12 protein-coding genes are annotated in these 15,359 nt (G+C 59.5%); 11 read left to right on the top strand and 1 reads right to left on the bottom strand.

Annotation, left to right across the window (positions count from 1 at the left end; genetic code table 11):
- Positions 1-266 precede the first annotated feature (266 nt).
- Positions 267-1,694, top strand: coding sequence for an NADP-dependent phosphogluconate dehydrogenase (gene gndA, locus GA0061100_RS00570; protein WP_075850682.1), 1,428 nt, complete (start codon positions 267-269; stop codon positions 1,692-1,694).
- A gap of 59 nt (positions 1,695-1,753) precedes the next feature.
- Here gndA and GA0061100_RS00565 read toward each other — a convergent pair whose 3' ends face one another.
- Entirely contained in the window at positions 1,754-2,785 is a 1,032-nt protein-coding gene (locus GA0061100_RS00565; protein WP_075850681.1) for a LacI family transcriptional regulator, read from the bottom strand.
- A gap of 462 nt (positions 2,786-3,247) precedes the next feature.
- Here GA0061100_RS00565 and GA0061100_RS00560 point away from each other — a divergent pair, with 462 nt between their 5' ends.
- The 10 genes from GA0061100_RS00560 (at position 3,248) to GA0061100_RS00515 (ending at position 15,238) form a co-directional block, all read left to right on the top strand.
- Positions 3,248-4,486: an ABC transporter substrate-binding protein gene (locus GA0061100_RS00560; protein ID WP_075850680.1), complete on the top strand. Its 1,239-nt coding sequence runs from the start codon at positions 3,248-3,250 to the stop codon at positions 4,484-4,486.
- 91 nt (positions 4,487-4,577) lie between these two features.
- Positions 4,578-5,468 carry a carbohydrate ABC transporter permease gene (locus tag GA0061100_RS00555; RefSeq protein WP_075850679.1) on the top strand — a complete coding sequence of 297 codons (891 nt, stop codon included), beginning with the start codon at positions 4,578-4,580 and terminating at the stop codon, positions 5,466-5,468.
- A gap of 12 nt (positions 5,469-5,480) precedes the next feature.
- The gene (locus tag GA0061100_RS00550) at positions 5,481-6,377 is read left to right on the top strand and encodes a carbohydrate ABC transporter permease (RefSeq protein WP_075850678.1); all 897 of its coding nucleotides are present in this window, start codon (positions 5,481-5,483) and stop codon (positions 6,375-6,377) included.
- Between the two features lie 3 nt (positions 6,378-6,380).
- Positions 6,381-7,472: an ABC transporter ATP-binding protein gene (locus GA0061100_RS00545; protein ID WP_075850677.1), complete on the top strand. Its 1,092-nt coding sequence runs from the start codon at positions 6,381-6,383 to the stop codon at positions 7,470-7,472.
- Between the two features lie 55 nt (positions 7,473-7,527).
- Positions 7,528-10,005 carry a beta-mannosidase gene (locus GA0061100_RS00540; protein WP_075850676.1) on the top strand — a complete coding sequence of 826 codons (2,478 nt, stop codon included), beginning with the start codon at positions 7,528-7,530 and terminating at the stop codon, positions 10,003-10,005.
- A 78-nt stretch (positions 10,006-10,083) separates the two neighbouring features.
- Positions 10,084-10,845, top strand: a complete 762-nt coding sequence (locus GA0061100_RS00535) for a sugar phosphate isomerase/epimerase family protein (RefSeq protein WP_075850675.1) — start codon at positions 10,084-10,086, stop codon at positions 10,843-10,845.
- Between the two features lie 11 nt (positions 10,846-10,856).
- Complete coding sequence (locus GA0061100_RS00530) at positions 10,857-11,990, top strand: Gfo/Idh/MocA family protein (RefSeq protein ID WP_075850674.1); 1,134 nt, start codon at positions 10,857-10,859, stop codon at positions 11,988-11,990.
- 69 nt (positions 11,991-12,059) lie between these two features.
- Positions 12,060-13,091: an L-glyceraldehyde 3-phosphate reductase gene (gene mgrA, locus GA0061100_RS00525; RefSeq protein WP_075850673.1), complete on the top strand. Its 1,032-nt coding sequence runs from the start codon at positions 12,060-12,062 to the stop codon at positions 13,089-13,091.
- A gap of 80 nt (positions 13,092-13,171) precedes the next feature.
- Positions 13,172-14,782, top strand: a complete 1,611-nt coding sequence (locus tag GA0061100_RS00520) for a glycoside hydrolase family 43 protein (protein WP_075850672.1) — start codon at positions 13,172-13,174, stop codon at positions 14,780-14,782.
- A gap of 129 nt (positions 14,783-14,911) precedes the next feature.
- The gene (locus tag GA0061100_RS00515) at positions 14,912-15,238 is read left to right on the top strand and encodes an RcnB family protein (RefSeq protein WP_075850671.1); all 327 of its coding nucleotides are present in this window, start codon (positions 14,912-14,914) and stop codon (positions 15,236-15,238) included.
- Positions 15,239-15,359: the final 121 nt, after the last annotated feature.

Here is a 15,359-nt window from a genome sequence, read left to right as displayed (position 1 = left end):
GCGGCTGCGATTGGCAGAACAAGCGTTTGTTCGGAAATGGATGAATCGCGAATTCCGCAACATTGTTGCACAGTCCTGCAAAGAGAACGATTCACCGCGTTCGAAGGCTTGCCGTTTTCCGTCCGGAGTGCAACAACAGCCCCCAACGCAGGGCTGTCGCCGGTCGCGCCGAGCGTCGGCGGCATTGCGTCACATCGGATGTTGCTGTGTCTTCCGGGTCTTCAGGGTGGGGCCGGGCGCAGTCAACGACTCATTGGAGGATTGTCGTGGAAAAGGCAGAAATCGGGCTGATCGGTCTCGCTGTGATGGGATCGAATCTGGCGCTCAACATCGCTGAAAAAGGCAACAAGATTGCAGTGTTCAACCGTACGCCTCAGGTGACGGATGAATTCTATGCGAATGCGGGCGCACTCAAGGACAAGATCATTCCCTGCAAGACGATCGAGGAGTTCGTCGAGGCGATCCGTCCGCCGCGGCCGATCATCATCATGATCAAGGCCGGCGAGCCGGTCGACCAGCAGATGGCGGCATTACAGCCGTATCTCGACAAGGGCGACATCATGATCGATGCCGGCAACGCCAACTTCCGCGACACGATCGCCCGCTTCGACCGTCTGAAGGACACCGGCCTGACCTTCATCGGCATGGGCGTCTCGGGTGGTGAAGAAGGTGCGCGTCACGGCCCCTCCATCATGGTTGGCGGCACGGAAGAGTCCTACAAGCGCGTCGAAAAGGTGCTGACCTCGATTGCCGCCAAGTACAATGACGATCCGTGCGTCGCCTGGCTTGGCAATGACGGCGCCGGCCATTTCGTGAAGACCATCCACAACGGCATCGAATATGCCGACATGCAGATGATCGCCGAGATCTACGGCATCCTGCGCGACGGCCTCGGCAAGAGCGCGGCCGAGATCAGCTCGATCTTCGGTGACTGGAACAAGGGCCGCCTCAACTCCTACCTCATCGAGATCACCGAGAAGGTTCTTGCCGCCAAAGATCCGGCAACTGGCAGCGCCATGCCCGACGTCATCCTCGACAAGGCTGGCCAGAAGGGCACCGGCAAGTGGTCGGCCATCGAAGCGCAGAACATGGGCATTCCGGCAACCGCCATCGAGGCTGCTGTCGCGGCTCGCAGCCTGTCTGCCATCAAGAGCCAGCGCGAAGCAGCCGAGAAGATCTTCGGCACGCCGGACTACAAGTTCCCGATCGCTTTCGGTCCCGATCTGCTGAAGGATCTGGAGCTTGCGCTCTTCGCTGCCAAGATCGGCGCTTACGCGCAGGGCTTTGCCGTGATGGCCGAGGCTTCGAAGGAATTCAACTGGTCGCTGCCGATGCCCGTCATCGCCAAGATCTGGCGCGCAGGCTGCATCATCCGCTCGCAGTTCCTCGACGAAATCACCAGCGCCTTCACCAAGACCCCGGATGCGGCAAACCTGATCGTCACCCCGGCCTTTGCCGAGATGGTCAAGGAATCGATCCCGTCGCTGCGTCGCATCGTTTCGGCGGCAACGGCATCCGGCCTGCCGGTTCCGGCGCTAGCCTCGGCGCTGACCTATTTCGACGCCTACCGCCAGGCGCGCGGCACCGCGAACCTCATCCAGGCCCAGCGTGACTTCTTCGGCGCACATGGTTTCGATCGCGTTGATGGCAAGGACATTCACCACGGCCCATGGGGCAGCGGCGCTCAAGGCTGAGAAGACAGTCAGTGCGATTACGAAAAGCCCGCCGGAGAAATCCGGCGGGCTTTTCGTTGTCAGCTCGTTGGCCAGACGGGTGGGCTGATGCTTTGCAGCAGTTCCGGCTCCACGCCGTCGATACGGGCGATAACCGCCTTGGCGAGTTCGCGGCCGGCATGGCGGAAGTCTTCCGATACCGTGATGATCTCCGGCCTGATCCAGCTTAGGACATCGGTCGATTGCTTGGCGACCATGTCGATGTCGCGTCCAAGGCGGAAACCGGCCGCTTCGATGCCGGCATTGACGGCAATCGCACCGCCGCTGCTGGAGCAGACGATCCCATCGGGCGCATGTGGTGAGCGCATCAGCGCCTCGACCGTATCCTTGATATCGGCAAGGGCATTGTCGGTGGTTATCCGCAGGGGGATTTCTTCGGCGCCATATTGATGCAAGCCAGTCTGGAAGCCGATGCGCGTATGGGCGTAATAGGTCAGTTTGCTGGAGGGCTGCAACAGCGCTAGGCGACGCCGTCCTTTGGCGACCAGCGCTCGCACCGCCTCATGCGCGAAGGCTTCGTTGTCGAAGTCGTGGAAGGGGTGGACGATGCCCATATCCGTCCGCCCATGCGTGGAAAAGGGCATGCCGCGATCGTGCATGAGCTCGACGCGCGGATCGTCAGGCTCGGTACGCGATATGATGACGCCGTCTGCAGACCCGGTGTCGAGGATGTAGCGCACCGGCACCAGCGGATCCTTGCTGTGCGAATGCGGCGTGATGACCAGGTGATACTGTGTGCCGGCGAGAACCTCGGAAATGCCGAAGACGATGTGGCTGGTGAAGCCCATGATTTCTTCGTCAATGCTCAGCACCAGCGCGATGACGTTGGTCTTGCCGGTTCTCAGGCGCACGCCGGCGCGATTCGGCTGGTAACCCAGCTGGCGGGCGACCATGCGCACCCGTTCCTTTGTCTCGGCGCCAATATCCGGTGCATCCTTCAATGCGCGCGAAACCGTGGTGATCCCAAGCCCCGTCATGAAGGCGATCGTCTTCAATGTCGGCCGTTCGGGGGTGGACGGCGTTCCGCCCCCTGAAATTTTCTTATTGTCCATTCCGTTCAAGCTCGCCTCCCGGCCGCCTCGGCGACCAATCCGCTTATATTGCCCATGCCTGTGTCGCAAGCATAGGCGAAACATGACGGCTCCTCCGCTCAAGATAGAAACTGTAACGATACAGTACGATTGTCGAGCACTATTTTAGATGCGTCTTTCGGCGCCCGTCCCAAGGGTTGTATTCGTGGCCAGCGGCGAACTGTTTTTTATCCCTGGTGCGAAATCAAAGATACCGCACGTTTAATTTTGAATTTAAAATATGTAATATCAATTATTTAATGAATATTTTTCTTATGCGCCCTCTTTGGAAAACCCAATGTCATCGGCTTAATTTTACGCGCGATGTTTTACCTATAGGTTGTATATTCAGTCGATATCGAAAAAATCACGAGTTGACGGTTGCGTGTCGAAAATGATTCGACTACGTTTTTCCGGCAACGTTTCAGTGAGGGAGGAGAACTCATGAATATTCGTTTGGTGGCCGCCGCATTGCTCGCATCTGTCGCGATTCCGGCCTTCTCAGCAAACGCGACTGATCTTGAAGTGACGCATTGGTGGACATCGGGCGGTGAAGCTGCTGCCGTGAAGGTTCTGGCGGATCAGTACAATGCGCTTGGCAACAATCACTGGGTCGACGGTGCGATCGCTGGATCCGGTTCGACAGCGACGCCGCTGATCGTCAGCCGCATTCTGGGCGGCAATCCCATGGGCGCAACGCAGCTCAACACGGGCCGCGACGCCGAAGAGCTCGTCAAGGCCGGCCTGATGACCGACCTGACCGATCTCGCCGAAAAGGAACATTGGAAGGACATCATTCGTCCGGCCAGCCTGCTGAACTCCTGCACCTACGAGGGCCGCGTCTATTGCGTGCCGCTTAATATCCACTCCTGGCAGTGGATGTGGGTCAACCGGCATGTGTTCGAAGACAATGGCATGAAGGTTCCGGCCAATTGGGATGAGTTCGTGGCCGACGCGCCGAAGCTGCGCGAGAAGGGCATCATTCCGCTCGCAACCGGCGCTCCATGGCAGGTCGACGGCATGCGCAGCGTCATGCAGGTCGGCATCGGCGGCAAGGAAACCTATCTGGCGATCTATCAGAAGAAAGACGCTGACGCCGTGAAGAGCCCCGAAAACCGCAAGGTCTGGGACGCTTTCGCGCAGGCCCGCGATCTGGTTGACGAGAGCTATTCCGGCCGCGACTGGAACGTCGCCACCAACATGGTCATCACAGGCAAGGCCGCCGCACAGATCATGGGTGACTGGGCACAGGGCGAGTTCGGCGTTGCCAAGCAGGTTGCCGGCAAGGATTACGACTGCTTGCCGGGTCTAGGGTTCAATGGCCTGCTCGATACCGGTGGCGACAGCTTCTATTTCCCGAAGAACAGCAATCCCGATATCACCAAGGCGCAGCTTGAGCTCGCGAGCATGCTGGTTTCCAAGGAAACTCAGGTCAAGTTCAATCTGGCCAAGGGATCGCTGCCGGTGCGCGGCGATATCGATCTGAGCGCGGCCAGCAGCTGCATGAAGAAGGGTCTGGAAATCCTGAAGAACCCGGACAATGTGGTGCCGGGTGTTACCCAGCTGATCGACCCGGATACGCGCGGCCAGATGACCGATCTCGGACTGCAGTTCTTCTCCTCCAAGATGACCGTGGATGAGGCGATCGAGAAGCAGGCCGCCATCTTCAAGCAGGCGCAGTAACCGAACGACCATCCTATCAATCGCGATGGCCGGCATCGGGGCGGGCGAGGTTTCTCGCCTGTCCTGACGCAAGCCACCAACGGAGGTATCGATGGCTAACGCTGTCCGGCCCTTTGGTCTGTTCCGCAACCTCAATGCGAAGATCGCCGCCATTCCGATGGTGCTGACCGTGATCGTCGTCTTCGTCGGTTGCACGCTCTGGACCGTCATCTATTCTTTCACGGATTCGAGGCTGCTGCCGAGCTCCAACTTTGTTGGCCTTATGCAGTATCAGCGCCTGTGGGGCACTGATCGCTGGAACATCTCGATCGGCAATCTTGCGACATACGGCATTCTCAGCCTGATTTTTGCTTTCGTCGTCGGGTTCTTCCTGGCCGTGCTGATGGACCAGAAAATCCGCTTCGAGAATACGTTCCGAACCATCTTTCTGTATCCCTTCGCTTTGTCCTTCATCGTGACCGGTCTGGTCTGGCAATGGATTCTCGATCCGGCACTCGGGCTGCCGAAGCTGATGCAGGACATGGGCTTTACGTGGTTCAATTTCGCGCTGCTCGGCAATCAGAAGACCGTGCTTTACGCGCTCGTCATTGCCGGCCTCTGGCAGGGCACGGGTCTTGTCATGGTGCTGATGCTGGCGGGTCTTCGCGGCATCGACGGAGAAATCTGGAAGGCTGCCCGCGTCGACGGCATTCCGGCCTGGCGGACCTATATTTTCATCGTCATTCCGATGATGCGCGGCGTCTTCGTCACCACGCTCGTCATCGTCGCTTCGGGCATCGTGCGTGTCTACGATCTCGTCGTCGCCATGACTGCCGGAGGGCCGGGATTCGCGTCCGAAATGCCGGCCAAATATGTCTACGACTTCATGTTCCAGCGTTCCAATCTCGGCCAGGCGCTTTCCGCCTCCACCGTCATGCTGGTTACCGTGTTCATCTTCGTCGTGCCGTGGGCTCTCTTCGAGTTCCGCCAGAAGCGCAGATAAGGGAGGCACCAAATGGCACTTGCCGCCACCATCGAGCCTTCGGGCGCAAAACCCAAGCGCCGCTTCGCGCCGCGCACCATCATGCTCTACGGCATTCTCGGGCTTGCCGCACTCTACTATGTGCTGCCGCTTTACGTGATGGTCGTGACCTCGCTGAAGGGCATGCCTGAAATCCGCATGGGCAATATCTTCGCGCCGCCCATGGAAATCACCTTCGAACCCTGGGTGAAAGCCTGGTCGCAGGCCTGCACCGGGCTTTACTGCCACGGCATCCAGGTCGGCTTCTGGAATTCGGTAAAGATCCTCGTTCCGAGCGTCATCGTTTCGACCGCCGTCGCATCGATCAACGGCTATGCGCTGGCCAACTGGCGCTTCAAGGGATCGGAAGTCTTCTTCACGATCCTCCTCTTCGGTGCTTTCATCCCTTATCAGGTCATGCTCTATCCGCTCGTCATGGTGCTGCGCGAACTAGGCCTGTTCGCGACGCTTGGCGGCATCGTGCTCGTGCATACGATCTTTGGCATGCCGATCAACACGCTGCTGTTCCGCAACTACTTCGCCTCGCTTCCGCCCGAGCTCTTCAAGGCGGCGCGCGTCGATGGCGCGGGATTCTGGCAAATCTTCCTCCGCATCATGGTGCCCATGTCGCTCCCGATTTTTGCCGTCGCCACAATCATCCAGATCACCGGCATCTGGAATGACTTCTTGTTCGGCGTCATTTTCGCCGGAACACAGAACTATCCGATGACCGTGCAGCTCAACAACGTCGTCAACGCCGTGCAGGGTGTGAAGGAATACAATGTCAACATGGCCGCAACGCTACTGACCGGCGCGGTGCCGCTTATCGTCTATTTCGTGTCCGGGCGGCTCTTCGTCCGGGGCATCGCCGCCGGCGCAGTGAAAGGTTGATCCATGAACAGCAGCGTTTCCATCAAAGACCTTTCGCTGAATTTCGGTGCGGTCAACGTCCTGAAAAATCTCAACATCGAGATCAATGACGGCGAGTTCCTCGTGCTCCTCGGCTCGTCCGGCTGCGGCAAGTCAACCTTGCTCAACTGCATCGCCGGCCTGCTCGATATCAGCGAGGGGCAGATCTTCATCAAGGGCAAGAATGTCACCTGGGAAGAGCCCAAGGATCGCGGCATCGGCATGGTGTTCCAGTCCTATGCGCTCTATCCGCAGATGTCGGTGGAGAAAAACCTCTCCTTTGGTCTCCGTGTGGCCAAGGTGCCGGGGGACGAGATCAAGAAGCGCATCGCACGGGCTGCCGAGATCCTGCAGATCGAGCCGCTTCTGAAGCGCAAGCCGGCGGAGCTTTCGGGCGGTCAGCGTCAGCGCGTCGCGATCGGCCGCGCGCTTGTGCGCGATGTCGACGTCTTCCTCTTCGACGAGCCGCTGTCGAACCTCGATGCCAAGCTGCGCTCGGAGCTGCGCGTGGAAATCAAGCGCCTGCACCAGTCGCTGAAGAACACGATGATCTATGTGACCCACGACCAGATCGAGGCGCTGACGCTTGCAGACCGCATCGCGATCATGAAGAACGGCGTCATCATGCAGCTCGATGATCCGACGACAATCTATAACGAGCCGCGCAATCTTTTCGTCGCCGGTTTCATCGGATCGCCATCGATGAACTTCCTCAAGGGTGAGTTGGTCAATCGCGAAGGCAAGGTCGTTTTCGCAACCAACGACGTGCTGTTTTCTCTCGATGGTTACAAGGCCGGCGAGGGGCTGCAGGCCGGCCGCAAGGTCGTGCTGGGTGTTCGTCCGGAGCACATCAAGGTCAATGAAGCGGCCGCATCCGGCGCCGAGGTCCATGATGCCACCGTCGATATCGAAGAGCCAATGGGCGCCGATAATCTGCTGTGGCTCAAGCATGCTGGCCACACCATGTCGGTTCGCGTCAACGGTGCCAGGCGTTTTGGCCCCGGGTCGGCTGTGAAACTCGGCTTTGACATGTCTCTCGCATCGCTCTTTGATGCGCAGACGGAACTCAGAATTTGATCCATGCAAGGAGGCGGTCTTGCCGCCTCCGTCCTACTACGGTCCGGGAGGTCCGATGTCGTCTTCGCTCAATGACAACTTCACCGTCGATCTGGCCGGGTCGTGGGGGCTGACGTCTCCCGACAGCGATCATTCGCTTTCCATATCTCTGCCTGGTGACGTCCATTCCGCACTGCATGCGGAAGGGCTTATTCCCGATCCCTATTTTGCGCGCAACGAAGAGATCGTGCAGTGGGTCGCCAAGCAGGACTGGGAGCTTACGCGCAGTTTTAAGCTCGATGACACCGGTGGCGACTGGTATCTCGACATCGACTATCTCGACACTGTCGCCAGCGTCTACGTCAATGATGCGCTCGTGCTGGAGGCCAACAACTGCTTCCAGCGTTATCGTCCTGATGTCTCGAAGGCACTGAAAACGGGCGAAAACACCATTCGCATTGTCCTGCATTCGAGCATTGCGGCTGGCGCCGCGCTGCAGGCGCGGCAGCCTTTCTACATTCCCTACAGCACTGGCAATTCGCCGATCCCGAATGGCAACATGCTGCGTAAGCCGCAATGCCATTTCGGCTGGGACTGGAACATCGCGATTGCGCCGCTTGGCCTTTACGGCACCATCGCGCTGAAGAAGCTCGAGATCGCGCGGATCGAGAATGTCGTCACCCAGCAGATTCACAATGACGACGGTTCGGTCGACCTCAAGGTGACGGTGGTGCTGTTTGCCAAGGGAACGGGGATTACGCAGCTCTATTTCTCGCTCGATGACGAGCGGGTGCGCCTCGATGTCGGCGTCAATGCCGGCGAAACGTCGATCACCCACTTCTTCCATGTCGACAAGCCCAAGCTATGGTGGCCGGCCGGCAATGGCGATCAGGCGCTTTATGCCTTGTCCGTGGAGACCAACTTCGAAACCGTCACCCGGCAGATCGGCCTGCGCACGGTCGAGTTGATCACCACCGAGGATGAGGCGGGTAGCCGTTTTGCTTTGAAGGTCAATGGTCGCGAAATCTTTGCCCGCGGGGCCAACTGGATTCCTGCCGACGCGCTGTTTTCGCGCTCCAATCCGGCTGCAACCGAGGATTTGCTGCAATCGGCCGTCGATGCCAACATGAATGCGATCCGCGTCTGGGGCGGCGGCTTCTACGAGCATGACTGGTTCTACGACACCTGCGACCGATTGGGGTTGATGGTGTGGCAGGACTTCATGTTTGCCTGCAATCTTTATCCATCGACTGGCGACTTCCTGGAGAATGTCGAGGAGGAAGTGGACTATCAGGTTCGCCGGCTTGCGACGCACCCCTCGATCGTTCTCTGGTGCGGTGACAATGAACTCGTGGGCGCGCTCACCTGGTTCGAGGAATCCCGTAAAGATCGCGATCGGTATCTCGTCTCATACGATCGCCTGAACAGGACGATCGAAAAGGCGATGAAGAAGGCGCTGCCGGATGCGATCTGGTGGCCGTCGAGCCCTGCCTCCGGCTATCTCAACTTCGGTGACGCGTGGCATGCCGATGGCTCCGGCGACATGCATTATTGGTCTGTCTGGCACGAGAACAAATCCTTCGACAATTATCGATCCGTGCGCCCGCGCTTCTGCTCGGAATTCGGCTTCCAGTCCTATACCTCGCTGCCTGTCATCAAGACCTATGCCGAGGCGAAGGATATGAACATCGCCTCTCCGGTCATGGAGTTGCACCAGAAAAATGCCGGCGGCAACGAGCGCATCGCCGGCACGATGTTCCGCTACTTTCGCTTCCCGAAGGACTTCCCGAATTTCGTCTATCTGAGCCAGGTCCAGCAGGGCCTCGCCATCAAGACGGCGGTGGAATATTGGCGGTCGCTGAAGCCGCATTGCATGGGCACCATCTACTGGCAGCTCAACGACACCTGGCCCGTCGCCTCATGGTCCAGCCTCGATTACGGCGGCCGGTGGAAGGTGATGCACTATCTGGTGCGGCGCTTCTTCCAGCCGGTATCCGTCGCCGCCATTCCGTCGGAAGACAACAAGACGATCCGTTTCTCTCTCGTCAACGACACCAATGCTGATGTCATGGCTGATATCTCCGTCTCACTCCTGAAGCTCGACGGCGAGCGCGTGCCGCTGACCACCGCGCATGCCGTCTGCACGCCGGATGCGGCCGTTACAGCCTTGTCGATCGATACGGATCAGGTGCCGGCCGATTGCCTGCTGGCGTGGCGTTTCACCGCATCGAATGGAATGGGTGGTGAGGGGCACTATGTCCACGGGACCTACAAGGCACTCGAGCTTCAGCCCGCCGGCCTGACGGTTCTGAGGGAAGAGAAGGAGGAAGACGGGACGGTGGAGCTCACCGTCACCGCAAAGGGACTTGCACTGTTCGTGATGATCGAGAGCGAGGTCGACGGACGTTATTCCGACAATGCCTTCGATCTTGCCGCCGGCGAAAGCCGCCGCATCATCTTTACGCCGGCCGGGCCCGTTGCGGGCGGCGTTCCTGCATTCCGTATCTATGATCTGCAATCCAGCCAGTCGGTGGCCAACCAACCGGTGGATTGAGCTATCGTGCCGCAGTGGCGGTGCTTTCGGGGCCACAAGCCCAAGACAGACGGCCGGGAGGCCATTGGAGGACTATCGATGACGAAACTTGGATTTCAGCTTTATAGCGCCCGCAATTTCCAACCTTATTCCGAAATCTTCGTAAAGCTCGGCAAGGCCGGTTATGCCGAAGTCGAAGGTTTCGGTGGCATCTATGCCGACCTGGACGAAAGCGGCCTCAAGGCCCTGCGCGCCGAGCTCGACAAGAACGGCCTGCGGATGGCAAGCGGCCATTTCAGCCCGGATTTCCTCGATGGTGAAGTACAGAAGTCGCTGACCATCGCCAAGACCCTCGGCATGGATTCGATCTACGCACCGCATATCGGCGCCGATCAGCGCCCGAGCGATGCCGCCGGCTGGCGCGCATTCGGCAAGCGCCTGCACGAAATGAGCAAGCCATACAAGGATGCGGGTTTCGAATTCGGCTGGCACAACCACGACTTCGAATTCGTGAAGCAGGCGGACGGCTCGCTGCCGATCGAGCAGATCTTCGAAGGCGCTCCGGACATCTCCTGGGAAGCCGATATCGCCTGGGTCATCCGCGGCGGCGGCGATCCCTTCGCCTGGATCGAAAAGCTCGGTCCGCGCATCACCGCCGTGCACGTCAAGGACATCGCACCGGCTGGTGAAAACAAGAACGAAGACGGCTGGGCCGATGTCGGTCATGGCACGGTTCCGTGGGCGAAGCTGCTCAAGGCGCTGGCCGGCACCAAGGCCAAGCACTTCGTCGTCGAACACGACAATCCGAGCGATGTCGATCGCCTGATCACGCGTTCCATCGCATCCTTCAAGAGCTTTTGAGGCACTTCCACATGGCTAAGGAACTTGGCGTCGGCATCATCGGATGCGGCAACATCTCAACCACCTACTTCTCGCTCGCACCGCTCTTCAAGGGGCTGAAGGTGCTGGCCTGCGCTGACATCAACATGGAAGCGGCGCGGGCACGCGCCGAGGAATACAAGGTCAAGGCCCAGACCATCGACGAACTGCTCGCCAATGACGAGCTCGACGTCATCGTCAACCTGACCATTCCGGATGCGCATTTCCCTGTTTCCAAGCGCATCCTCGAAGCCGGCAAACACGTCTATTCCGAAAAGCCGCTTGTGCTGACGCTGGAGCAGGGCGAGGAGCTGCGTCGCATCGCCAAGGAAAAGGGGCTCGCCGTCGGCTGCGCTCCCGATACCTTCCTCGGTGGCGCCCACCAGCTCGCCCGCAAATTCATCGATGACGGCGGCATCGGCCGCATCACCTCTGGTTCTTGCCATGTGATGAGCCCCGGCATGGAAATGTGGCATCCGAACCCGGACTTCTTCTTCCTGCCCGGCGGCGGCCCGATCCTCGACCTCGGCCCCTATTATGTGGCCAACCTCATCAATCTGATCGGTCCGGTGAAGCGCGTCGGTGCGATGACCTCGATGGCATCGCCGACCCGTACGATTACCAGCCAGCCGCGCAATGGCGAGATCATCCCCGTTAAGACGCCGACGACGATCCAGGCTCTGCTCGAATTTGTCAGCGGCGCCCGGATCACGCTGACGGCGAGCTGGGATGTGTGGTCGCACCGCCATGCCAATATGGAGCTCTACGGCACCGAGGGCTCGCTCTATGTGCCCGACCCGAACTTCTTCGGTGGCACGGTCGAGGCGAGCGGTCGCGACAAGGACATCAAGCCGCTGGAAAACTGGGCGCATCCTTTCGGCATCGCCAATCAGGAAAGCCCGAGCGGCGCGCGCGCCAACTACCGCACGGCCGGCCTTGCCGACATGGCGGCTTCGCTGATCGACGGACGCGACGCACGTTGCTCGCTCGACCGCACCTTGCACGGCGTCGACGTCATGACTTCGATCCTGAAGTCGGGCGAGGAAGGTCGCTTCATCGATCTGACCACGACCTGCACGCAGCCGGCGGCACTCGGCATCGAAGAGGCACAGGCGCTCTTGAAGTAAGCGCAGGAAGAGCTAGTTTGCGCGCGGGTGAACAACCCGCGCGCTTTTTCATCTCGAAGGAATTCCATCATGGCCTGGCAACCGGCATCCGATCGTTATTCAAAAATGAAATACAACAGGACCGGCCGTTCCGGTCTGAAGCTGCCGGCGGTCTCGCTGGGGCTCTGGCACAATTTCGGCGGCGACACACCGCATGACCGCAAGGTCGACATGTGCCGCACGGCTTTCGATCTCGGCATCACCCATTTTGACCTCGCCAACAACTACGGACCGCCTCCCGGCAGCGCCGAGACCGCGTTCGGCGAGATCCTGCGCACCGATTTCGCCGGCCTGCGCGACGAGCTCATCATCTCCTCCAAGGCCGGCTACGACATGTGGCCGGGTCCTTATGGCGAATGGGGCAGCCGCAAATATCTGATCGCCTCCTGCGACCAGAGCCTTAAGCGTATGGGCCTCGACTATGTCGATATCTTCTACTCCCACCGCTTCGATCCGGATACGCCGCTTGAAGAAACCTGTGGCGCGCTCGACCATATTGTCCGCTCGGGCAGGGCACTCTATGTCGGCATTTCCTCCTACAACTCGCAGCGCACGCGCGAGGCTGCCGCCATCCTGAAGGACCTCGGTACACCATGCCTGATCCATCAGCCGAGCTACTCCATGCTCAACCGGTGGGTCGAGGATGACGGTCTGGTGGATACGCTCGAAGATCTCGGCATTGGTTCCATCGTCTTCTCGCCGCTGGCGCAGGGTATGCTCTCGACCAAGTATCTCGGCGGCATTCCGGATGACAGCCGCGCCGCACAGAACCACTTCCTGAAGCGCGACTTCATCCGCCCGTCGATCATCGACAATATAAGAAAGCTCAACGAGATCGCCGAGAAGCGCGGTCAGACGCTGGCGCAGATGGCAATCGCCTGGGTTCTGCGCGGTGGCCGTATCACCTCGGCCCTGATCGGCGCCAGCCGCTCGTCGCAGATCGTCGATTGCGTCAAGGCACTCGATAATCTCGACTTCACGGCCGAAGAGCTGAAGCAGATCGATGTCTACGCGAAGGAGGCGGACATCAATCTCTGGGCCAAATCGGCCGAACGCGATTGATTATCCTAAAACGCCCGGAACCAGTTTCCGGGCGTTTTACCTTGTTGCCGCTTGTCGTGGTCTCTGGAGGAGAGAGTTTCATGATCCGCAATCCGATCCTGCCGGGCTTCAACCCCGATCCGTCCATCTGCCGCGTCGGCGAGGACTACTATATCGCCACCTCGACATTCGAATGGTATCCGGGAGTGCAGATCCATCACTCGCGCGACCTCGTGAATTGGACCCTGGTCCGACGCCCGCTGGAGCGTGCATCACAGCTCGACATGCGCGGCGAGCCTGACAGCTGCGGCATCTGGGCGCCTTGCCTCTCCTACGCGGACGGCCTGTTCTGGCTCGTCTATACCGACGTCAAGCGCTATGACGGCAACTTCAAGGATGCCCATAATTACATCGTGACGTCTCCGACCATCGAAGGCGAATGGTCCGAGCCGGCCTATGTAAACTCCTCCGGTTTCGATCCGTCTCTGTTCCATGACGATGACGGCCACAAATGGTTCGTCAACATGCAATGGAACCACCGCACGGAGAGCTATGGCGGTTCGCCGAAGACGCCGGCCTTCGACGGCATACTTCTGCAGGAATGGGATCCGGTGGAAAAATCCCTGAAAGGGCCAATCAGGAACATCTTCGCCGGCACCGAGCTGGGGCTGGTCGAGGGGCCGCATCTCTTCAAGCGTAACGGCTGGTACTATCTGACCACGGCGGAAGGCGGCACCGGCTATGATCATGCCGTGACCATGGCACGATCCCGCGACATAGCCGGACCCTACGAGCTGCATCCGAACAAGCACCTAATCACCTCGAAGGATCACCCGGAAGCGGCGTTGCAGCGTGCCGGCCATGGCCAATATGTCGAGACGCATGATGGCCAGTTCTATCATACGCATCTCTGCGGGCGGCCTCTGCCGCCACATCGCCGCTGCACGCTCGGCCGCGAGACGGCTCTGCAGAAATGCGTCTGGAAAGAGGATGGCTGGCTCTATCTCGAAAATGGCACCAGCGTTCCCGATGTAAATGTGGCCGGCTTGAATGGTGCGATGCCGGTCGAGAAGCCGCGCCGCAGCGGTTACAATTTCGACGAGGGCAGCTTGCCGATGGATTTCCAATGGCTGCGCACGCCGCAGCCGGAGCGAATCTTCAGCCTGACGGATCGACCCGGCTATTTGCGGCTTTTTGCCCGTGAAAGCATCGGTTCCTGGTTCGAGCAGGCGCTTGTCGCCCGCCGTCAGGAGCATCACAGTTTCCGCGCCGAAACCGTCATCGAGTTCGAGCCCGCTACCTATCAGCAGGTTGCGGGCCTGACACATTACTACAATCGCTTCAAGCTACATGCCATCGCCGTGACCTTACATGAGAAGCTCGGCCGCTGCGTCACCATCATGACCTGCCCAGGCGACTATCCGAACGGTCGCCTGAGTTTTCCGATCGAGGGTGGCGTCGCAGTGCCGGATGGGCGGATCCAGCTTGCCATGGAGGTGCGAGACAACGACCTGCAGTTCTTCTGGCAGGCGGAGGGCATGGGCGCCTGGCAGGCAATCGGCCCGGTGCTCGATGCTGGCGTCATTTCGGACGAGGGTGGCCGCGGCGAGCATGGCTCCTTCACCGGCGCTTTCGTCGGCATGTTTGCCTTCGACACGTCGGGCCGGGCAAAGACAGCGGATTTCGACTGGTTCAACTACGATGAGCTATAAGACTCGCAGCGAAGCGGGCGCCTGGCCGAACCAATCACGCCCATTACGGAATTGTAATTCGACTGTCAGATGCGTTTCATGTCTGTCACGATAAGTTCGCGTGCAGATTCTGAAATGAGGAAACAACCAATGAGAAAAATCTTCACTGTCCTTCTTGCTGCGTCCATCCTGGCGACGCCGCTGGCAGCGACTGCACAGGTCAAGACGGCACCCGCCGGTAAGCAGGCCGTCGTTCAGAAAGAGACGGTGAAGAAGAAGGTCGTTATCCGCAAGGGCGGTTGGGTCAAGGGCCGCCGCCTGTCGGCCTTCGATCGGCGCCGAGCAACGGAAATCGACTATCGCGCCTACCAGCTGTCTGCGCCTCCGCGCGGCTATCACTGGGTTCGCCTGAAGAGCAATTTCCTCCTTGTCGGTATTACCAGCGGCTTGATCTCGAAGGTGCACGAAGCCCGATAAGCACGACGGGCTGCGATCCCCGGACTATGCAAGGGCGGCTGTGTCGCCCTTTTTCATGCCGCAAACATGGGGACGCCTTGAATCAAAAATCCCCGGCTCTTCGGCCGGGGATTTCTATTTG

Origin of the sequence: Martinezella hainanensis (assembly GCF_900094555.1) — a bacterium.
Taxonomy (GTDB): Bacteria; Pseudomonadota; Alphaproteobacteria; order Rhizobiales; family Rhizobiaceae; genus Rhizobium; species Rhizobium hainanense.
The sequence above is the reverse complement of the archived record's forward strand: the minus strand, read 5'-3'. Positions and strand labels throughout refer to the sequence as shown.